Below are 20556 nucleotides of genomic sequence, written 5' to 3'. Positions count from 1 at the left end.
GATAAATGGTACGCAGGCCCACCGGAATCAAGAATTGACGAAGTAGCGCCCCAATGCCGGACACGCATTAGGAAATTATGTGTTGGCGCCCGGGCATCGTTTTAAAAAGGCCTTAACAGGGCTACTCATTACCCCATTGATTCAGGAACGTGGCTATCTCATCAATACGCAGTGCGTTGATACCGGCTTCACTGGCCATCTCTTTCTGCGCGTTCTCGCTGATTTCTTCGTTATTCATTAAGCGGGTGATCAGCAGCTGGAAATAGCGCGCCAGGGATTCACGTTCTGACTCGCTTACCGGTTCTGCACATTCCGTCGAATACTCATCCACGATGTCATAATATTTAAGCGGTACTTCATTGTTCATAAATAGCCTCCGGGGGTTAACGTCTGTCTATGTCAGTTGCTACGCCAGTTCGCTTCGGGTGACGATGCGGGGAATGGATGGTTGATTATGGTTGCCCGTGCATATCCCATCGCGCAGACCCCATCACGTCGTAAACATGCTGGTCGGTAAATGCCGGAAATTTGGCTCGTTTGGCCGCTTCGGCCAGGGCATGACAATAATCCTTGTCGCCGCTCTTGATGATGACATTCTGCAGGGTGCCATCAATTTTAAAATCCAGATGCAGATTACATCTTTTACCGTCCCAGGCATGGGGCTTTGTAAGCGCAGTATCGAGGGCTTTTTTAATGCCAGCCGCCTGCTCACCATAGATATCATTATCAGTCACTTTACCTGTGCGGTTGTAACTACATGCATCAGTCGCACGCGCTTTCTGACAGTCTTTCGGAGTGAGAGGGGTACAACCGACTACAGTGGCAGCCATCAGCAGCATCAGTAATATTTTTGCCATGATTAAGTCCGTTTATGATGATGGCCAGGTAGCCGTGATTGCTGGCAGTTATTCACGTTATTATGCCACGTGTATTCAATCGGTTGTCAATCAGACTGACAACCCCATGACCTGCATGCCATTATTCAATACACCGCGGTGTTGGTGAAAGAGACGTATATCATGGCGCACAGAGGTCAGTAAGCGATGCTGAAATCCCGCTGATAAATGGCACAGCATCAGTCCGAATGCTTTCAGACCTTAAGCAGCTTCACCGTGGCATCCACGTCAATCTCATCTTCCGAGAAAATTAACGTCGTTCCCTGGAAGGTGGTGATCGCCAGTTTTTTCAGCGAGCGCATTTCACCAGGCTTAGCGGCTGATTTCGGTCTGATACTACTCATCAGTACCCCCACAGACAGCACCGCATTTTCTTTATCAATGCGGGTATCGGCTGATACTTCTTCGCTGTACACCAGGTAAGACTTGATCGACGTAAGCTTCAGGCGCTCGCCCGCGATATAGATGTATTTGCTTTCCGGTACGACTTTTACAGAAAAAGCTGACAACCCCTTGTTATTAGTGGAGGGTTCGAAAGTCACCGCCGCATCTTTCTTAATCAGCTCAGGATTGGCGACCTTAATCACATGAAAATAACGGTTATCACCGTTTTCATCTTTGATAAATCCAAAACCTTTATCTTTAAACCACGTTGTGATCGTTCCATTCATCGCCATTACCGCCTGATTAATCGTTTATCTACTCAATTTTTGCAGCGCGCAGTGTAAAGCACAATGCCTGCGCAGACTACGTCTTTGGTTTAAGTCTGGATGATAAATTTCTGCAATGCGAAAGATGACGTCCAACTGAAGGCGTCACAGACGCCGATTGAAACGTTGTGGCCAGAGGTGGCGGAAGGGTTAACCGGCTACAGCCGGATCGGTTTGGCGGTGTGAGGGTACCAGATCAGCACCCAAATCCCCCGGGGCATGGCCCGCCCCTTAGCGAGGATCGCCGATTACAGATGTGAACCTCTGGTGTTATCTGAAAGGAATTACTGCTGTATCCTGATGACCACTTTGCCCTTCGCATGTCCCCGGGCAAGGTAGGCAAGAGCATCCTTTGTTTCGGCAAAAGGGAACACCTTGTCAATCACTGGTTTGATTTGTTCAGTCTCTATAAGTTTGCCGATTTGGGTAAGTTGATCCGCATCAGGACGGACAAAGAGAAATGAGTAGCTGATACCTCGCTTTTTTGAAAGACGCATAATCTTGCGGCTCATCAACCCAAAGATAAAAGTCAGAAAGAAGTTTACCTCCCGGGCCCGTGCGAACGCTGTATCTAACGGCCCGATAAGAGAAACAATCTGTCCGCCAGGCTTAAGAATTTGGGTGGATTTTTCAATTGCATCGCCTCTGATAGTGCCAAGGACAATATCGTAGTCGCTCAGAATGGTTTCGAATTCTTGCTTTTTATAGTCAACCACTTCATCTGCGCCAAGGTGACTCACCCATTCGACATTGTCTGTACTGGTCGTGGTTCCCACCGTTGCGCCGAACTGTTTCGCCAGCTGAATCGCAAACGTGCCAATCCCCCCCCGAACCAGCAGGGATGAACACCTTCTGCCCTGACCGAAGCCTGGCGCGCTCTACCAATGCCTGCCACGAGGTGAGGCTCACCATCGGGAGCGAAGCCGCCAGCTCGAAACTCAGGTTTGATGGTTTTATGGCCGCAGCGTTCTCCGGCACCACGGCAAATTCGGCGAGAGAACCCGTTCCGCTATCGAAAATACTGGCGAAGATTTCGTCGCCTGACGTGAAACGAGTTACGTGGCTTCCCACTGCAATAACAACACCAGACAGATCGCTACCCAAGGTGGCCGGGAGCTTAAAATGCAGAACCGGCTTAAATATTCCGGTTGGGATCATATTGTCGATAGGGTTGAGACCCGCAGCGTAAACTTTAACCAGGATTTCATTAGCCTTAAGCGAAGGATAATCGACCTGATCGAATCCCAATTCAGGATATTTGCCATAGCGTTTAAAGGTGAAAGCTTTCATTGTGTTATTATTCATTTGTTGTTTACCCCTATTCCCGGAAAAATTTTTATTCTCTCGTATCAGGCTAAAGACTGTGCCGCACCACCTTATCCAGCAATTTTTCCGGCGCGAATCTGAAGATGAAATCCAGTTTTCCGGCCGTGTAGCGCAACTTTGGCTGTGAAGTCTGAGCAGACTTAACAACCACTTCAGCCACCACCGCTGGACTTTCCGCTTCAGCCATCGCCTTACTAACAACTTTCGTCAGCTTAGCCCGAATAAGCTCATACTCTTCAAACCTGGCATCCGGCTCTGGGTTATTGGCGTCAAACTGCGTCTTAAGGTAGGCAGGTTCGATGGCTGGGACCCTTCTGCCCTGGGTGCGCAATTCATGAGCCAGCGTTCACGAATATTTGTCATGCTTAAATCAGACCTTCACGCGTTGTTTGCGCTTTCTCATCGGTGATGAGAAGACCAGCTATACGGAATTTAATGTTGGTTTACCTCTCTGCAGAACAGCCGAAAGACTGTTATCAGTGTCCTGCAGAGGGCATCTCATTGACTAAACGGTTTTATATCGCTCTGCAGCTTCAGCTTGTTTGATGTCGGAAAGCAGAGCCTGCCGCGCAGCATCAAGAGCGTCCCAGCGTGCAGCATTATGCAATGGTGGGATGGTGACGAGTTCACGGCGATCAAAGCCAACCAGTGCTGCATCAACTAACTCACCGACTTCCATCATCCTGGCCGAGGTACTGATATCGATCCCTGCACGTTCCCAGATTTCCGTGTAAGTTCCGGCAGGAAGCACCGCCTGGACGTAAATACCGCTGGATGACAGTTCCAAATTCATTCCCTGAGACAGGAAAAGGACAAAGGCTTTGGTGGCGCCATAAACCGACATAGTAAATTCCGGGGCAAGGCCAACCACGGAGCTGATATTGACAATCGAGCCCTCTCCGGCCTGGACAAATCGGGGCGTCACCGCACTGGCAAGTCGCGTCAGGGCCGTGATGTTAAGTGCTATAAGCCGCTCAATCGAATCAGGCGTCTGCTCTATAAAGCCGCCCGACTGTGCGATACCCGCGTTATTGATAAGAATACCTATCCGCGTGTCGTCACGCAGGCGAGCCTCGACAGTCGCTAATTCATCCGATAGCGTGAGATCAGCGGGCAATACATCGACAGAAATACCCGTTTCTTGTCGCAGACGGTCTGCAAGAATATCCAGTCTGGTCTGGTCGCGAGCCACCAGCACAAGATCGTGGCCGCGGCGTGCGAACCGCTCAGCGTAAACAGCACCGATGCCCGTAGAGGCGCCTGTAATGAGGACTGATGATTTGGTCATAAGTTGATCTTCTTTATTCATGAGTAAACAGAATCCGCAATCTGCGATGTATGTAGTAGCGTGACACCCGCTGATCTAGTTGCTGACCGCGGTAGTCGACGGGTAATCGGTGTATCCTTCCGCGCCACCGCCATACAGCGTTTCAGGGATAAGTGGGCTCAGAGGCGTTCCCGTCTTCAGCCTTGCAACCAGATCCGGGTTGGCGATAAACGGACGCCCGAACGCGAACAGATCGGCCCGGCCTTCCGCAAGTTGGCTGGACGCCAACTCCAGGTCATAACCGTTATTGCCGATATAGGTATTTTTAAAACGCCGACGCAGGGAAGCGTAATCAAACGGTGATATATCACGCGGGCCGCCGGTAGCGCCTTCCACTACATGGAGGTACACAACGCCTAATGTATCGAGTTGCTCAACGAGGTAGTCATATTGTGGCGGTGGATCACTGCAGGAAATCGCGTTAGCGGGCGAAACAGGGGAAATGCGGACACCGGTGCGCTCAGCGCCGATCTCATCCTTAACGGCGGCCGCGACCTCTAATAGCAACCGTGCACGATTCCCGACAGAACCGCCGTATGCGTCGGTACGCCGATTAGCGCCATCTTTGAGGAACTGCTCCAGCAGATAACCATTCGCGCCATGAATCTCAACCCCATCAAATCCGGCGGCAATGGCATTGGCAGCGGCCTTGCGGAAATCTTCGATAATGTCTTTTATTTCGCCCACATCGAGCGCCCGTGGCTCAGAGACATCAGAAAAACCGTTGTTCACAAAGGTTTTGCTCTCGGCACGGATAGCGGACGGAGCGACTGGCGCAGCGCCATCAGGTAGCAAGTCTACATGGGAGATTCGCCCTACGTGCCACAGCTGTACAAATATCAGCCCGCCTTTGGCATGCACCGCATCAGTCACTTTACGCCAGCCGTCAATTTGGGCTTGCGTGTAAATCCCCGGCGTATCCTGATAGCCCTGCGCTTGTGCTGAGACCTGCGTAGCTTCAGTAATCAACAACCCGGCAGTTGCACGCTGTGCGTAATAGGTCGCCGCCAGTTCGCCAGGCACAAGACCCGCTCCGGCGCGATTACGTGTTAATGGCGCCATCACAATACGGTTGGCAAGCGTTATTGGCCCAAGATCATAAGGTTGAAATAACTGTTGGTTCGTCATGTTCGTTTCCCTGCTAAGTGATTGGTGATGACACAAACCTAATGATGATGATCATAATCTAAAAAGTCAATCGGTTTGATTATGGTCATCATCAATGTATACTTGCGGCATTAATTTTTAAGACAGGAGGCGAAAGCCATGAAAGTGTCGAAAGAGCAGGTTCGTGAAAACCGAATGCGTATTGTAGAAACTGCCTCGGTGTTGTTTCGTGAACGGGGCTATGACGGCGTGGGTGTCGCGGAACTGATGTCAGCGGCAGGTTTAACTCACGGCGGATTCTATAAGCACTTTGGCTCTAAAGCTGATTTGATGTCAGAGGCGATGAGCTGCGGTTTTTCGCGATCCGCAGAAAGTACTTTGGGGGTGAACCGGGAGCAATTTGTTGAATACTACCTCTCCCGGCAGCATCGCGACTCTATGGGCAAGGGTTGCGTGATGTCGGCACTGGGTGCCGATACAGCGCGTCAGTCTGAGACAATCAAGGCGACATTTGCGGCTGGAATTGAAAATCAGCTGGCACTGTTAGCAAATGAAAATGCAGTGGGCGGCGCAACACGAGCTGACCTGATCGACACCATTGCACATCTTGTCGGCGCCCTGGTGCTGTCCCGCGCCTGCCCTGATGATTCCGCGCTGGCAGATGAGATTCTGGATGTTTGCCGCTCGCGGATTCTCCGTCAGGAAGTCGATGAGAATTGAATTTCCGGGTGATTTAGCGAGTGAATAAAATGCCGTCGCGTTTAAGCAGGGATGCAGATAAAATGCGCGATTAATACGCTATCCGGGAATTTTATCTGCGGCTGCTATCCGCCAGTAAAGCCAAAAGGCGGGCACTGGTCGCCTGCCAACGCAAAGAAAGCACCATCCTGAATCTATGGTACAGGATAACCAGATATGAACACTTATTCGACCAGTGAACGCCTCATCAGGGGCGGTGTTAACTCAAATGTAGTTCGTTCGTATAATAAGAATAGCTACAGTAACGCGACGATAAACATCCTTCTCAAGGCTATAACGCATGAAGAGGAGGCTATTTTTTCACTGAATCAATTTCCAGGGAAACAGACTGATGACTATTTACATCACTCTGCCATCGATCCTTACCGCAGCCGAAAGAATTTAAAACCCGGTTATCCGTACTCCGACGGTTTTGGTTTGTTCTGGCTAAAACACGGTGGCAAATCCCAATATCATAGTGGGTGATTTCCCTTACTATGACGATCGCGAGTTTTGTCGATCCGTTTCCGGAGCGCTGCCCGGCGGGCTGACTCTTCCATGGGTTTTGCATATACCTTGCTACTCAAGGCAAAAGTAGCCCATTCAATTCCCTGACAATGCAATCCGGTTCATCGCTAAGCGGCATATTGTTGAGATCCTGGATGCCATCAATTTTTTGCGGTTCATCTACTTTTAATGCGTCAAAAAGAGGCGTTAAGTCCGCTTGTTCTTTGCCCCGCTCCGCCACCAGCTCAAAGGTTTTATTTTTTGCCGCCTCACTGGTCAGTGATGAAACCAGTACCCGGGCAATTTGTTCCCGTGAAATCACGCCATCCTTCGGTGTGCCGGCATGGCGACGATCGCCCTGAAGCATGATTAATTGATGCTCATCAGCATTGTTATAATCAAACCAGCCTGGTCGAACAATGGTATAAGGATGGCCACTGGCGCGTACCAGTCGCTCGGCCCGTCGTTTCCAGTCATGGACTTGCGTGCGTTGGTTCCAGTCGCTAAGCCGTTCTGTTACCCCGATGGTGGTCATCAGGGCAAGGCGGACGCGTTTATCTTCCAGCATCTTCAGGATGTTGCGTACCCCACCATAATCTATTGCCCGGGCGCCAATCCGTCCCTGACCATCAGAACCCAGCGTGAAAATCACTGCGTCGATACCTTTCACCACATCCGTTAATGTCTCAGGCATTGAAACGTCGCCATAGAAAACCTCTGTATCACGGGGCAACAGTTTAACTTTCTGGCGGTTTCTGACCAGCGCCCTGGGCTGATGGCCAATCTCAATCACGCGCTTCACAACATGCAGACCAATGCTTCCTGTCGCGCCGACAACAAGTATTTTCATGGCAGACCTTCTATTTTTTAATCAGAGAAACTGGCAATGAAATCAGAATAACAATTGCCATTATTCTCAGTAATAAGGCTAAAATGATTGCGTCTATGAACAGACTTCATGAGTGCCATGTTCGGTGGCGATGTTAATTAAGGAAATAAGCCATGCTGAAAGAAAACTTCAATGAGCTGCAGATCTTTCTGGTTGTCGCCAGAGAGAGAAGTTTTACTAAAGCAGCGGGAAAACTGGGCGTTTCTCAGTCCGCACTCAGTCACGCCATGAAAGCCCTGGAAGAACGTTTAAACATCCGTCTTTTGACCCGAACAACCCGTAGCGTCGCCCCCACTGAAGTCGGTGAGAGAATTATTGCCTGCCTCGAACCGCGTATCGCCGATCTGGAACAAGAACTGGATACCCTCATTCAGTTGAACGGCCATGCATCAGGCAATATCAGGCTTTCGGCAGGAGAGCACGCGGCGCGCAGCCTGTTATGGCCAAAGCTAAAGCCGTTTTTAAGGGAATACCCTGAAATCAGTGTCGAGCTGGTGGTGGATAATGGTTTCGTTAATATCGTTGATGGCCGGTTTGATGCCGGCGTTCGCCTTGGCGAAAGCGTTGATAAAGACATGGTTGCCGTCAAGATCGGTCCGAATATGCGCATGGCGGTGGTGGCTACGCCGGCATATTTTGCGGCAAACGGAACGCCTCAGACTCCGCATGACCTGCAGAACCATCGCTGCATCAATATGCGTTTGCCGACTGCCGGTGGCTTGTATCACTGGGAGTTTGAGAGAGAAAGGAAACCGCTACGCGTAAGGGTTGAAGGGCAATTGACGTTCAATTTTCTGTCAGAAAGAATCGATGCGACGCTGTCAGGATTCGGCATTGCCTGTGTGCCAGAGGATATCATTCGGGATTTCGTAAAGTCCGGAGAGCTTATTCAGATTTTGGAAGAGTGGTGCCCGTCTTTCCCTGGTTATTACCTTTACTACCCGAGCAGGAAACAGCATCCGCCGGCCTTTGCTCTTATGATTGATGCGTTGCGTTATTCTGAATGAATGGCTTGCGGGATACCGCAAGCCAGATTAACCCTTAACGACCCACGCGAGCCTGTAGGGCGGCGGGATAACGTTCGCCCACAATTTTCACCGTTTCAAGCGCCTGAGTAATCTTCCATAAATCATCCTGAGAAAGAACGATCCCGGCGGCGCCCAGATTCTCCCCCAGCCGATGCAGTTTTGTGGTGCCTGGAATGGGCACAATCCACGGTTTTTGTGCCAGCAGCCATGCCAGGGCAATTTGCGCTGAGGTCACGTCTTTTTCTGCGGCCAGCTCAGCCAGCAAGGCAACCAGTTTTTCATTCGCTTCAAGCGCCTCTGCGGCGAAACGAGGCACAAGGCTGCGAAAATCATCCTTACCGAACGTCGCGCCGGCCTTGATGGCCCCGGTCAAAAAGCCTTTGCCTAATGGGCTGAAGGGCACAAAGCCAATACCCAACTCCTCCAGTAGCGGTAAGATCTCCTGCTCAGGTTCACGCCACCACATGGAGTATTCACTCTGCAGAGCGGTAACCGGCTGAACGGCATGCGCACGGCGAATGGTTTCCACGCCGGCCTCGGAAAGACCGAAATGTTTCACCTTGCCTTCGGCAATCAGATCTTTCACGGTACCCGCAACATCCTCAATGGGCACATCGGGATCGACACGGTGTTGATACAGCAAGTCAATCACCTCGGTTTTGAGCCGACGCAGCGATCCTTCCACCGCTTCGCGGATATGCTGCGGGCGACTGTTTAAAATCTGCTGCTTATTATCATCACCAAAGGTAAAGCCAAATTTTGTGGCGATAACCACCTGGTCGCGAAAAGGTTTTAAGGCTTCACCGACCACTTCTTCATTCAGATAAGGGCCATACACTTCGGCGGTATCGAAAAATGTCACGCCACGCTCAACGGCAGCGCGAATCAGTTCGACGGCCTGACGCGTTGCTGTTGCCGGGCCGTAGCCGTGGCTCAGCCCCATACAGCCCAGCCCAAGAGCCGATACTTCAAGCCCGGATTTTCCGAGATAACGTTTTTGCATTGAGTCGAACCTCCCCTGTCATACGGTTAAACATCAAGTTTACGACCAGTCAGCCACTCGACCATCGCCGGGTCCCGATGTGAGAAGAAGGCGCTGGTGGCTGTATCCATCGCACTGATATTGATCATCTCCTCATTGCTAAGTTCGAAGTCCAGCAGGTTGATATTTTCGGCCATACGTTGTTTACGCACCGATTTAGCCAGCGAGACGATGCCGCGCTGGAAGATCCAGCGTAATACTACCTGCCCCACGCTTTTGCCATATTTTTCGCCGATAGCGGTTAATAGCGAATTCTGGAAGAGACCATTTCGCCCTTCCGCGAACGGCGCCCAGGCTTCCGGTTGAATACCACGGCTTTGCATCCACGGCACCGCGTGTAGCTGCTGGTTGAACGGGTTAACTTCAATCTGGTTTACGGCCGGAGCGATGTTGTTAAATGCCATCAGGTCTGCCAGGCGGTCCGGCTGGAAGTTGCTGACGCCAATAGCACGGATTTTGCCGGCCTGGTGTAACTCTTCCATGGCACGCCATGCGCCATGCACGTCGCCATAAGGCTGATGAATCAGGTACAAATCGACATAATCCAGCTGCAGGCGGTTAAGGGAACGCTCAAACTGTGCTTTGGCCCCGGCATAGCTGGTATCTTGCAACCACAGTTTTGTGGTGATAAACAGTTCATCTCGCGCAATGCCACTCTGCTTAAGCGCATTCCCTACCTGCGTTTCATTCTGGTAGGACGCAGCGGTATCGATCAGGCGATAGCCTGTCTCAATGGCATCGACAACGGCACGCTCGCATTCTGCGGCGTCAGTCATCTGGAAGACACCAAAGCCCAGCAGGGGCATATCAATACCGTTGTTTAGTTTTACTGTTTGCATGACGTTATCCTTGAGTGTTGTGCTTAAGATAAGCATAACGCAGCGTCATTTATCTGATTAGAGGCCGTAATGCGATAGGGTTAATTAGCATAATTCACTAATTAACCTATGCACCCTGCTTTACCGTGTTTGTTCACCACATCGCGCCACACTCGTGCCATTGCCAGAGGTACACGCCAGCTATCCTCGCGGGCATCGCCGTCGGTTTGTCCGGAATGTTATCGCCGTAAAAATCCGAACAGGGATTTGGCTTGGCGCCATAAATTGATGCAACGGCACCCATGGCGCTCTTTGTCAGGCTCATCAGGTTAGCTACGCACCGTTTCTAACCAACTGGCGACGGTTTCGGTGGTGCTTCTTTCCTGACTGCATTCAATAACTAGTGGTTTTTCGCGTCGGGATGCTGGCGTCAGGCTGACGACCTCCTGACAATCTTGTCAGTTGCGGCCAATACCGTTATTCCCGGTTCTGCCTCTGGAGATGGCGCCTGATGTCGGTAAGCGCCGCTATCCGACGGCAAAGCAAACGTCAGTCCAAAGGTATTAATGCCGCCCTCGCTACGCGCAAACACATCCCCACGGTGCATAATCGCGACTGCCCGCACGATCGATAATCCAAGACCGTGGTGGGTATCGCTTTTCGTGCGTGAAGATTCCACCCGATAAAAACGCTCGAACAAACGAGGTAACTGCGCGGATGCGATAGGTTCGCCGGGATTGGAAACGGCGACGCAGGCCTGATTCTCATTTGCACTTAATCTGACAGTAATCGTACTTTGCGGCGCTGAATGCCTTGCGCTATTTTCCAGCAGGTTGGCCAGCGAACGGTGAAACAAACGCCGGTCAATAAGGGTTATCGCCTCACCTTCGACCTGCAGGGAAAGCTGCTTCTCAGCGAAGGAGGGTTCAACATATTCCGCGGTTTTAAGTGTCTCTTCGCGCAGTGAGACGCGGGTTAACTGGGAGGCATGTTCACCCGCATGAGCATGGGACAGGAACAGCATATCGTTAACGATGGATGTCATCCGCTCAAGTTCTTCCAGATTTGAACCCAGTAATTCTTCCAGCTCCTCATGCGAACGCCGACGTGACAGGCCCAGCTGCGTCTGGCCTGTCAGGTTGGTGAGAGGGGTGCGTAATTCATGTGCCACATCGGCGTTAAAGCTCTCAAGCTGACGCCAGGCGATCTCCTGCCGCTCAAGCACGCCGTTAAATGATAAGGCCAGCTGTTGCAGCTCTTCAGGTAAGGTCGTGGTATCCAGACGCTGGCCGTGGTCTCCCGGAGCCAGATGCTGTGCCTGTTTGCTGAGCGCCCCGACCGGACGCAGGCCAATTCTGGAAACGGCATATCCCAGTAATGCCACAATCAGCACGCCCAGCGCGGTAATCATAAGCAATGTCTGCGTGAACGCATCCAGCGTGCCCATATAAGGTGTAGAGTCGATAGCCACGACATAGCGTAGCGCCGGTCTTTGTTGATTGGCGGCAATGGTTTTCACCAGCAGAAAAAGCGAGCAGGCCCCCTCTGATGCGCCAGGCATTTTGTTGAAGCCCTCTTTCAGGGATGACCAGTCGACACCCACTGGCGGCGTGCCTCCCACGCTAAAACCGGGGTTGTCGCTGACGATCCAGTAGCGAACTCTCTCCCCCTCAGAGCTGGCCAGAACGGTGAGTTTGTTCGCAAGGGTTGACCACCCCTCCGCCGAAGTTCGCGCGGTGATCCACGGACTCATCAATGACTCGCGAAAAAGCAGTTCGTTGTGCATCTGCTGTTGCAATGAGTCATGCAGCGAACTTCGCAGCAGAATGCCGGTCGCCGAGACAATCAGTAAGGCGGACAGCGCAAACATCAACGCCATATGGACGGAGATGGAACGTCTGAACATAATTTTCTCCTTCACCCGCCCGGTGTGTCAGGTCTGACTTCAAGGACATACCCCATACCGCGAACGGTATGCAGTAACCTGATCTCAAACGGCGCATCTATCCTGGCGCGCAGACGTTTAATCGCCACTTCAACCACGTTGGCATCACTGTCGAAGTTCATATCCCATACCTGCTCAGCAATCATCATCTTTGACAGGATCTCCCCCTGGTGGCGCGCCAGCAGGCTCAGCAACGAAAATTCTTTCGCCGTCAGCTCCAGCCGGACCCCGGCACGAAACACGCGGCGCGCCAGCAGATCCAACTGTAGATCGTGGATCTGTAGTTGCGTGATATCTGCGCCATCCGTAGGGCGGCGACGCACCAGCGCCTGAATGCGAGCCACCAGCTCAATGAGTGAAAAGGGTTTCGGCAGATAATCATCTGCCCCAAGGCGAAGACCTTTAACACGTTCATCCACTGACCCCCGGGCAGACAGCATTAGCACCGGGGTTTGTTTACTGGCACGAATACCTTCAAGCACTTTATAACCGTCCATCCCCGGCAGCATGACATCAAGAATGATCGCGTCGTAGTCGAATTCCAGCGCGTAATGCAGTCCTTCCGCACCTTCTGCGGAAACATCGACAGTAAAACCAGACTCTCCCAGCGCCCGGCTGAGATATGTCGATGTTTTTTCTTCATCTTCTACTAATAACAGGCGCATGGTGTTTTTATTCCTTATCAGAGGGTACGATGTGTCTGAATACAGGATGGCGCTACTGAGCAAACCCTTTTGTCAGCAACCACTGATTCATCAGATCCGCTAGTTGTTGATTATTTTTTTCAGCGATCAGAAAGTGGGAATTTCCTTTAATACCGATGTCGGGAAGATGCACAATGGTGGCATCACCACCATGGCGATTCACAGCAGCAACAAACTGTTGCGCCATTTCATACTCGCTTCGCCATTTATCTGGCCCAACCGCCGCGCCGGGTTTTTCTGCAATAAAGTCGCCATAATAAATTATGATAGGGATACGCGTGAGTTTGAGATATTCATTCATTGGCACCCCCAATGCTGAGGCTGCCAGCGGCGCAAAAGTCGTTTTAATCGGCTGCGGCATTTCACGCTCAGGGAAGATAAACGGCGTACCGCCCGGTTCATAAGCAACTATTGCTTTGACATTATCTGTATAGAAGGGCGCCCGCCAACCGATTGTCCCACCCATCGAATGCGTGACCAGAATCCCCGGACCAATTTTATTAAATAATTGCGCGAGAGTTTTTGCATTCAAATCGTTATCCAGTTCACCTGAATACGGGTTCCATGAACGCTGAAATGCTTCAATACTTGCAGGATCGTTGGGAAATTGAGAATTTTTAAATACGCCTTGCTCATCACCCACACGAGAAAGTAAAAAAAGCGTTTTGTCAGCATACATGGGGTTGCCTGCCCATGGATTTTTACCGCTGTCCGCTTTGGTGGCCAAACCGGCCTCCCCCATACGTGGCTGATCAACCAGATATACACTGTATTTTTTCTTCAGGAAGAGGTTCTGGAACCCGTCACGTCCGTCAGGGGTACTTTCCCATGTTCTTTTGGTTTGTGCTCCACCATGCTGAAACACCAAAGGGTATTTATGTGCATTCAGCGGAATTTGAAAGAAGGCATAGGCATGATCCCCATAAGCCGTTTGACCTTCGGGAGAAAGAAAATTTTTCTCAGAGAAAGTACCTGAATGCCTGACAGTTGCCCCCCCGATAGCAAAACTACCCTGTGTTTGCAAAACTATGGGGTCTGCAACATTGCTATGTTGCGAGCGTTGAGCTGAACACCCGGTCATTGATGCCAGAAGTCCCATAACCAGAATGTTAACGATTAATTTTTTGACATGTTTATTTTTAGTCATCAGCCTTGTCTCTTAAATTTACTGATAGCATTCCATCCGCCAGGGATGCGGAGCTAAATAAAATTAATGGCAATGGATTAGCCCAGCCCTGTAATAATCGCCACTAATGGCATTGTCAGCACCGCCGCCAGGGTTGTGAACGTTGCACCTTTGAGAGCCAACGGATAGGCCTTTTTATTAAGCGCCTGAGCTAATAATGGCGCCCCTGCCCCGGCTGGAGTTGATACTGCTGCCAGAAGGACGCCCAGCAGAAGATGGTTGGTAATAAATTGCTTCATAATTAACATTATTATAACGGGAATAATAATCATCTTGAACAAAGTGTAAAACCATATTCTTACGTCTTTGAATACAGTCTTCCAGTCCATGTCTAACAGAAATGATCCAATAAGCATCATGGAGACAGGTCCTGTCACTGCGCCTAACATTCGGATAGGCTGGGCGATAACATTGGGGAGATGGATATTAGCAACATACAGAATCAGCGCCAAAAAACAGGAAATAATACCTGGGTTAATAACCTTGTACATGTTTTTCCAGTCAAAACCATTTTCTCTATTATGTTGATCACTCATACAGTAATATCCGTACGAGAAAAACATCAAATTATAAGGTAGTAAGAATACGGTCATATAAATCATGGCCGCAGGTCCAAAAAGTGAATATATCATCGGCACCCCCATCATAGAGATGTTGGTGAACGTCGTCATGACTGTAATCACACCATGAAAGTCCTTTTCATAACGCAATATTCTTGACAGTACAATGCTACAAAGGATGAGTAAACCAAGCGTTACCATTACTGCGAGGAACACCATCAACAGCTCTCGCCCTTCAATATGCGGCTGATCGCCAGTGATACCAGAAAGAATAATTGCTGGCATCGCGAAATTAAATACCAGCGAAGTGAACTGAGGAAGGTTACTGTGAGTAACGACACCGACTCTGCGCGCTATAATCCCTACACCAATCAGTAAGGAAAAAATGATCATTTGTTCCAGTATAGCCATATCAGAATCTCTTTCCTCTTAAATTGAACACCGACTGCGTTGGATTAGGCATTCAATTTCGATCAGGAATCATCACCCTTTAAAAAATAAATTTTATTCGCATATGATTCGCCTGTATCAGCAGCAGCCATAAATCATGACTAATAAAATAAAACCAAATAAAGCATAACAAGATATTACGTTGAGTATTAGGTAGCCTGACCAGCTAGGGTTAATTAGCGGAATTCATTAATCATCCTCAGCGCTGGCGGCAGCCGATGATACCAGCATCATTTTCCGGGCTGCCAGATAAACAACAGCCCTGACCGTTCTTTTCCGTCAACTTTTTAACGCAGCGTCCACATCTGAATAAACCTGAACCGCATCCGGTAACCGTTGCCCCTGGACAGAAATAGCATTCAGCGACGTGGTGAGTTCTGTCATTTCCGATGCACTCAAATGCACAGTCGCGGCGGAGGTGTTCTGAAGCATATGATCCCGATTGGTTGTGCCCGGAATCGGAACAATCCATGGTTTCACCGACATCAGCCACGCCAGTGCAATCTGTCCCGGGGCGGCATGTTTTCGTTCCGCCCATTTTTTCAGTAGCCCGACGATTTGTAAGTTATGCGGCAGGTTTTCAGGAGAGAACCGGGTTTCCATCGCGCGAAAATCGCCGGGAGCGAATCGGGTATTCTCGTCAATCCAGCCGGTCAGAAACTGGACGCCTAGCGGACTCCACGGCACAAACCCAATCCCCAGTTCTTCACATACCGGCAGCACGCTCTTTTCCGGACCTCGCCATAGCATTGAGTATTCGCTTTGTACTGCTGTCACAGGAAGTTCGGCATGGGCGCGTCTTAAAGTATTAATCCCCATTTCTGATAACCCCCAGTGCAGGACCTTGCCCTGTTGCATTAAATCCTTAATGACACCGGCAACATCCTCAATCGGTATCAGGGGATCCACCCGGTGCTGATACAGTAAATCAATACGATCGGTACGCAGACGTTTCAGCATACCTTCCACGACTTGCCTGATATGCTCAGGGCGACTGTTGAGTCCCGGCAGACGCTTACCTGTTTGCTGATCGATATTCCAGCCGAATTTAGTGGCGATAACAATCTTGTCCCGAAAGGGCGCTACGCCCTCGCCAAGAATTCGTTCGACCTCAAACGGGCCGTAAGCTTCCGCCGCGTCAAAAAAAGTCACTCCCTGATCAAAAGCGCTACGGATAATATTCACCATTTCCGCACGCAAAGGGACAGAAGTATCGTATTTACGGCTCATGTTCTGGACACCGAGGCCAATGGCCGATACTTCAAGGCTCCCCAGCTTCCGTTTACCTGGCATGGCGGAATGCTGACGGCTTTGCGTTGTTGAATTCCCCGCCGGGTGCAGGTTATTGGTTGCCTTTTCGGCAGCTGAAGCATGAGGTATCAGTGATGCCGCTGCGACTCCGGCCCCGGCAATCAGTAGCTTGCGCCGTTGCGGCATTGCGGGATGGTTTTCGCAAGCGATGAGTTCTGTTTTACTTCTCATAAAAGACTCCTTCTCTAAGCTGATTGAATAGCAACGCACTTTGACCTGAGCACATCCTATTCCCTGTTTACCAACATAAAGCTGACCGCAACCTGACAGCACGGTCAGAAAAGGCACTGACCGGAGCGCCGGCGTCTTCTGACAAAAATGTTATTCCCCGGTCATGATGCTGACAGTCCCCCCAACTCTGGCCCGGCATATTCGCCATCGCGAGCCTGCCGGGTCAGGCATAACAAATTCGGGAAATAACAGGAAATTCAGCTTATTAAGTGCCATGCTACTTACTGCTGTTGATCAGGCGCTGAGTAAGCCTGATACCTTCTTCGCTAAAAATATTTAACTCACCGTTTTTGTTACCCGCGTGGTCAGTGCCATTAATGCACTGGCCAGTGTAAATACCGCAATAATCCAGCCCATTGTCCAGGGGGTGCCATCACTAAGCAGCGCGAGTAACAACGAGGAAATAATGCCGCTGCCGTACTGCAGCGCGCCCATCAGCGCCGACGCGGAGCCGGCAACGTTCGGCACGGCATCCATCGCCGCAGCTGCGGAGGTTGCAGCAATAATCCCGTTCATAGAAAAGAAGACAAATACCGCCGCCACAATCAGACCAATTCCGCCAATGCCAAGTCCGGTGGCAAAAGCCAGTACCAGAGCAGCGAGTGTGGCGATAAATACGGCGAATTTAAGCAATGACTCAAGAGGATAGTGATGCACCAGGCGCCGGTTGATCAGGCTTACGACCATCAGCCCGACGATATTTACCGCAAACAGCCAGCCATAATGCTGCGGGTCGATACCGAAGTAGGTGATGTAGACAAAGGGGGAGCCGGTAATAAAGGCATATGCCGCGACATAGTAGAACGTCAGGCATAATGTGAAACGCATAAAGTTGGTGTTAGTCAGCAACGTAAAATAGTTACGAAAGGCGCTGGATATCGACGCTTTAACCCGTTTTTCTGCGGGTAATGTCTCTGGTAGCCAGAATAATGAGGCCAGCATTAACCCGCCAATGATCGCCAGCAACCAGAAAATGGCATGCCAGGAGGTGACTTTGATCATTTGTCCACCGAGCAGCGGCCCGGCAATCGGGGCGATAGCCATAATAACCATCAGCGTTGAAAGCATCTGTGCCGCACGGGTACGGCTAAACAGATCGCGAATCATCGCTCGCGCCAGCATCGGACCGGTACATGCCCCGAGAGCCTGAAATACACGCCAGAAAACGATTTGCACAATATCCGTTGATAAAGCGCAACCCACAGACCCCATGACGAACAACACCATGCCAATAAACATCGGTAAACGTCGACCAAAATGATCGCTAATCGGTCCCCAGATTAATTGCGCAATGCAAAAACCGATTAAAAATCCGGTAATAGTCAGTTCCGCATCGCCCTGTAAATCTTTCGCCATAATCGGCATTGCGGGTAAATAAATATCGGTAGATAAGGACGTGACCGCCATTAATGCGCTGAGAATAAGCACGAATACAACACCGGTGGTTTTCCCGGTGACTCGCTGCGATCCTGTCTGAAAATCAATCATGGTCATCCATCTGGCGATAAAGAGAGGGATTTATGTTAGCGGGTTTATGCAAAGAGATAATGGCAAGTACCAGGATAGGCACTATGAGTTATATTCATGAATGCTGATCGCAGATGCATCAATGATGCTTTGGCGCCGTGGGAAAAAGTCGGAGAAACTCGTCAGCCCCGGCGACAGCACCACCGAAAGCGGTGAAGAATATGATGCGGCAGTCGGAGCGGGATACCCGCCCTGGTTCTCATAAGAGCGCTGGCGGTGATACTTTTTCCCAGGCTAGCTAATATCTGAGACCGACGCACGGGCAACCAGACGGCCGGTAAATACCCGACCTTCTGGCGCAAACACCGCATGGCCATCAATCAGCGCACGAATACGCTGTATACAATACTCAAGCAACTGCTCAACCGGGTAAGCGATGCAGGTTAGCGGTGGGTAAAGCACAGACGCCAGTGGCGAATCTTCAAGACTCATCACCGACACTTCTTGCGGAATAGCAATATTGAACTCGCGCAATAGCCGCATCGCTTCCGCCGCATAGGAATCACGTTTGGCGATAATTACCGTGTACTTGGTAAAACTGTTAATCAGAGTCAGTAGCGCCTGCTCAATATTGTTGTTGGCGGTCACCATCAACTGCCGGTTGAAGGGCAGAGAGTAATTTTGCAGTACGCTCCGATAGCCTTCCAGCATCTGTTTGCTGGCGATATCGTCTTCGCTATCTATCAGCAGCGCGATATTACGATGCCCTTTTCCCAACACATAACGACAGGCGCTTTCAGTGGCAAATGCGTAGTTATAGCCCTGGCTGGCACTACCGTTAATGGAAAACTCATCGAACGCGATAACATTGCCGGCAACGTCTGCACTATTTTTGCCCAGCGTCACGACAGCAAGACACTGATGGCGCAGGCTTTCAACCGCCAGTTTCTGCTCCGCTGAATCATTGACATACTGAATCATCAATGACTTATTCAGCGACTTTACTGCGAGTGAAAGCTGAGGCAATAAAGTTGCACTTAAGCCAATTTCACTGGCTGGCAACACCATACCGATATAACTCGACGTATTGCTCGCAAGGTTCTGCGCGGCAAAACTGGGATGATAGTTGAGCTCTTCCACCGCCCGTAATACGGCTTCACGGCTCTCTTCACGCACGCCACGCGTTCCCGTCAGCACTCGCGAAACGGTGGCGCGGGAAACGTTGGCTAATTTTGAAACATCATCAATAGTAGGCATGGTGTCGTCTGTATTACGCTTTTCCCCTTATAGTAACATAAACGCGCACAGTTTTTAGCCCCTCGTTCGGGTGCTAACTCCTTATAACTTCGATGTTACTGATAAGGTTGGCAGCCATGCTGCACCGCGCACCCCGCTGGAATCGCCGAATTTCGCTTTCACAATGGCCGTATGGCAAGAGGATGAAAAAATGTATTTTTCAATCGCCGCTGGCAGGTCCTGATAGATGCGCTCAACGTTCGACAATCCGCCACCGATCACAATCACGTGCGGGTCGAGAATATTGATAACACTGGCCAGACTGCGGGCAAAAGCATCGATAAAATGGTGATAGTGCCTCAGGGCGAAAGGATCATGCTGGTTTGCCGCCGCAATGATAGCTTCTGCTTGCAACAGCGTACCCTGTGCCTCATTAAACCGTCGGGTAAATCCGGTGCCGGAAATAAAACTCTCAATACAGTTTTCCTGCCCGCAATAACAGTGCTGACAAGGACCATCTTTTATTGCCTGCCATGCAGGTAACGGGTTATGCCCCCACTCGCCAGCAATCGCGTTTGGACCGCTGAGCAGTTGCCCGTTAACCACGACCCCACCACCGCAGCCGGTACCGACAATCACGCCGAATACGGTGCCATAGCCGGCTCCGGCGCCATCCACTGCTTCTGATAACGCAAAGCAGTCGGCATCGTTCGCCAGAAACACCGGTTGGCCGAGCCGCTTAGCCAGATCGTCCTGCAAATTTTCACCATTCAGCACCAGGCAGTTACAGTTTTTAATCAGTCCGCTATGCGGATCGATAGCCCCCGGCAGACCAATACCGACGGTAAACTCACCTCTGGCAGATACGCTGATGTCATCAATCATCGACACCAGCGTATCCATAAAACCCTGATAACTTTCTTTATACGTAGGACGTCGCTCGCGCAAGTGAACAGCACCACTCGCATCCAGCAACACCGCCGCCATTTTTGTGCCGCCAATATCCAGGCCAAGATGAAACATGGTTATCCTCATGAAAAAAGAAGAGAGGCAACGCCTCTCTTAAAAAAACACCAAG

Annotated in this window: 19 protein-coding genes and 3 pseudogenes; 3 read left to right on the top strand and 19 right to left on the bottom strand. The window is 50.5% G+C overall.

Annotated elements, in window-relative coordinates:
• Positions 1 to 121: 121 nt before the first annotated feature.
• From JWF83_RS22075 to JWF83_RS22045, 7 genes and pseudogenes are all read right to left on the bottom strand, one after another.
• A complete protein-coding gene (locus JWF83_RS22075) occupies positions 122 to 367 on the bottom strand; it encodes a YmjA family protein (RefSeq protein ID WP_413652660.1) in 246 nt (81 codons plus the stop codon).
• A gap of 85 nt (positions 368 to 452) precedes the next feature.
• On the bottom strand, positions 453 to 857 hold the full coding sequence (locus tag JWF83_RS22070; RefSeq protein WP_413652659.1) for a cell envelope integrity TolA C-terminal domain-containing protein: 405 nt from the start codon (positions 855 to 857) through the stop codon (positions 453 to 455).
• A gap of 233 nt (positions 858 to 1090) precedes the next feature.
• Positions 1091 to 1573: a cold-shock protein gene (locus JWF83_RS22065; RefSeq protein ID WP_413652658.1), complete on the bottom strand. Its 483-nt coding sequence runs from the start codon at positions 1571 to 1573 to the stop codon at positions 1091 to 1093.
• Positions 1574 to 1890: 317 nt separating this feature from the next.
• A pseudogene (locus JWF83_RS22060) lies at positions 1891 to 2911 on the bottom strand (NADP-dependent oxidoreductase).
• 49 nt (positions 2912 to 2960) lie between these two features.
• A pseudogene (locus tag JWF83_RS22055) lies at positions 2961 to 3275 on the bottom strand (short-chain dehydrogenase/reductase); the annotation flags it as partial.
• A gap of 162 nt (positions 3276 to 3437) precedes the next feature.
• The gene (locus tag JWF83_RS22050) at positions 3438 to 4220 is read right to left on the bottom strand and encodes an SDR family NAD(P)-dependent oxidoreductase (protein ID WP_413652679.1); all 783 of its coding nucleotides are present in this window, start codon (positions 4218 to 4220) and stop codon (positions 3438 to 3440) included.
• Positions 4221 to 4295: 75 nt separating this feature from the next.
• Positions 4296 to 5387: an alkene reductase gene (locus JWF83_RS22045; protein ID WP_413652657.1), complete on the bottom strand. Its 1092-nt coding sequence runs from the start codon at positions 5385 to 5387 to the stop codon at positions 4296 to 4298.
• A 138-nt stretch (positions 5388 to 5525) separates the two neighbouring features.
• On the opposite strand from JWF83_RS22045, the gene JWF83_RS22040 reads away from it, so the two are divergent.
• Together JWF83_RS22040 and JWF83_RS22035 are read left to right on the top strand one after the other, a co-directional pair.
• Positions 5526 to 6086, top strand: coding sequence for a TetR/AcrR family transcriptional regulator (locus tag JWF83_RS22040; RefSeq protein WP_413652656.1), 561 nt, complete (start codon positions 5526 to 5528; stop codon positions 6084 to 6086).
• Between the two features lie 195 nt (positions 6087 to 6281).
• Entirely contained in the window at positions 6282 to 6590 is a 309-nt protein-coding gene (locus tag JWF83_RS22035) for a hypothetical protein (RefSeq protein WP_413652655.1), read from the top strand.
• Between the two features lie 97 nt (positions 6591 to 6687).
• On the opposite strand, the gene JWF83_RS22030 is transcribed toward JWF83_RS22035, so the two are convergent.
• Positions 6688 to 7461 (bottom strand): SDR family oxidoreductase, encoded by a 774-nt coding sequence (locus JWF83_RS22030; RefSeq protein ID WP_413652654.1) that lies wholly within the window; start codon positions 7459 to 7461, stop codon positions 6688 to 6690.
• A gap of 152 nt (positions 7462 to 7613) precedes the next feature.
• Between JWF83_RS22030 and JWF83_RS22025 the strand changes: the two genes are divergently transcribed.
• Positions 7614 to 8507, top strand: a complete 894-nt coding sequence (locus tag JWF83_RS22025) for a LysR family transcriptional regulator (RefSeq protein WP_413652653.1) — start codon at positions 7614 to 7616, stop codon at positions 8505 to 8507.
• A gap of 34 nt (positions 8508 to 8541) precedes the next feature.
• Here JWF83_RS22025 and JWF83_RS22020 read toward each other — a convergent pair whose 3' ends face one another.
• The 11 genes and pseudogenes from JWF83_RS22020 to JWF83_RS21970 form a co-directional block, all read right to left on the bottom strand.
• The gene (locus JWF83_RS22020) at positions 8542 to 9531 is read right to left on the bottom strand and encodes an aldo/keto reductase (RefSeq protein ID WP_413652652.1); all 990 of its coding nucleotides are present in this window, start codon (positions 9529 to 9531) and stop codon (positions 8542 to 8544) included.
• Positions 9532 to 9557: 26 nt separating this feature from the next.
• Entirely contained in the window at positions 9558 to 10409 is an 852-nt protein-coding gene (locus JWF83_RS22015; RefSeq protein WP_413652651.1) for an aldo/keto reductase, read from the bottom strand.
• Between the two features lie 122 nt (positions 10410 to 10531).
• Positions 10532 to 10688 (bottom strand): annotated as a pseudogene (locus tag JWF83_RS22010) (alpha/beta hydrolase); the annotation flags it as partial.
• 130 nt (positions 10689 to 10818) lie between these two features.
• Complete coding sequence (locus JWF83_RS22005) at positions 10819 to 12294, bottom strand: heavy metal sensor histidine kinase (protein ID WP_413652650.1); 1476 nt, start codon at positions 12292 to 12294, stop codon at positions 10819 to 10821.
• A gap of 11 nt (positions 12295 to 12305) precedes the next feature.
• Positions 12306 to 12998, bottom strand: a complete 693-nt coding sequence (locus tag JWF83_RS22000; protein WP_413652649.1) for a heavy metal response regulator transcription factor — start codon at positions 12996 to 12998, stop codon at positions 12306 to 12308.
• A gap of 52 nt (positions 12999 to 13050) precedes the next feature.
• Entirely contained in the window at positions 13051 to 14184 is a 1134-nt protein-coding gene (locus tag JWF83_RS21995; RefSeq protein WP_413652648.1) for an alpha/beta hydrolase, read from the bottom strand.
• Positions 14185 to 14261: 77 nt separating this feature from the next.
• Positions 14262 to 15194, bottom strand: coding sequence for an AEC family transporter (locus tag JWF83_RS21990; protein WP_413652647.1), 933 nt, complete (start codon positions 15192 to 15194; stop codon positions 14262 to 14264).
• A gap of 318 nt (positions 15195 to 15512) precedes the next feature.
• Positions 15513 to 16715 carry an aldo/keto reductase gene (locus JWF83_RS21985; protein ID WP_413652646.1) on the bottom strand — a complete coding sequence of 401 codons (1203 nt, stop codon included), beginning with the start codon at positions 16713 to 16715 and terminating at the stop codon, positions 15513 to 15515.
• A 336-nt stretch (positions 16716 to 17051) separates the two neighbouring features.
• Positions 17052 to 18263, bottom strand: coding sequence for a multidrug effflux MFS transporter (locus tag JWF83_RS21980; RefSeq protein WP_413652645.1), 1212 nt, complete (start codon positions 18261 to 18263; stop codon positions 17052 to 17054).
• A 273-nt stretch (positions 18264 to 18536) separates the two neighbouring features.
• Complete coding sequence (locus JWF83_RS21975; RefSeq protein WP_413652644.1) at positions 18537 to 19499, bottom strand: LacI family DNA-binding transcriptional regulator; 963 nt, start codon at positions 19497 to 19499, stop codon at positions 18537 to 18539.
• Between the two features lie 81 nt (positions 19500 to 19580).
• Positions 19581 to 20501 (bottom strand): ROK family protein, encoded by a 921-nt coding sequence (locus JWF83_RS21970; protein WP_413652643.1) that lies wholly within the window; start codon positions 20499 to 20501, stop codon positions 19581 to 19583.
• Between the last annotated feature and the right edge of the window lie 55 nt (positions 20502 to 20556).

Origin of the sequence: Pantoea sp. B65 (assembly GCF_047308185.1) — a bacterium.
Taxonomy (GTDB): domain Bacteria; phylum Pseudomonadota; class Gammaproteobacteria; order Enterobacterales; family Enterobacteriaceae; genus Erwinia.
This window is presented reverse-complemented; position numbering and strand designations above follow the sequence as displayed.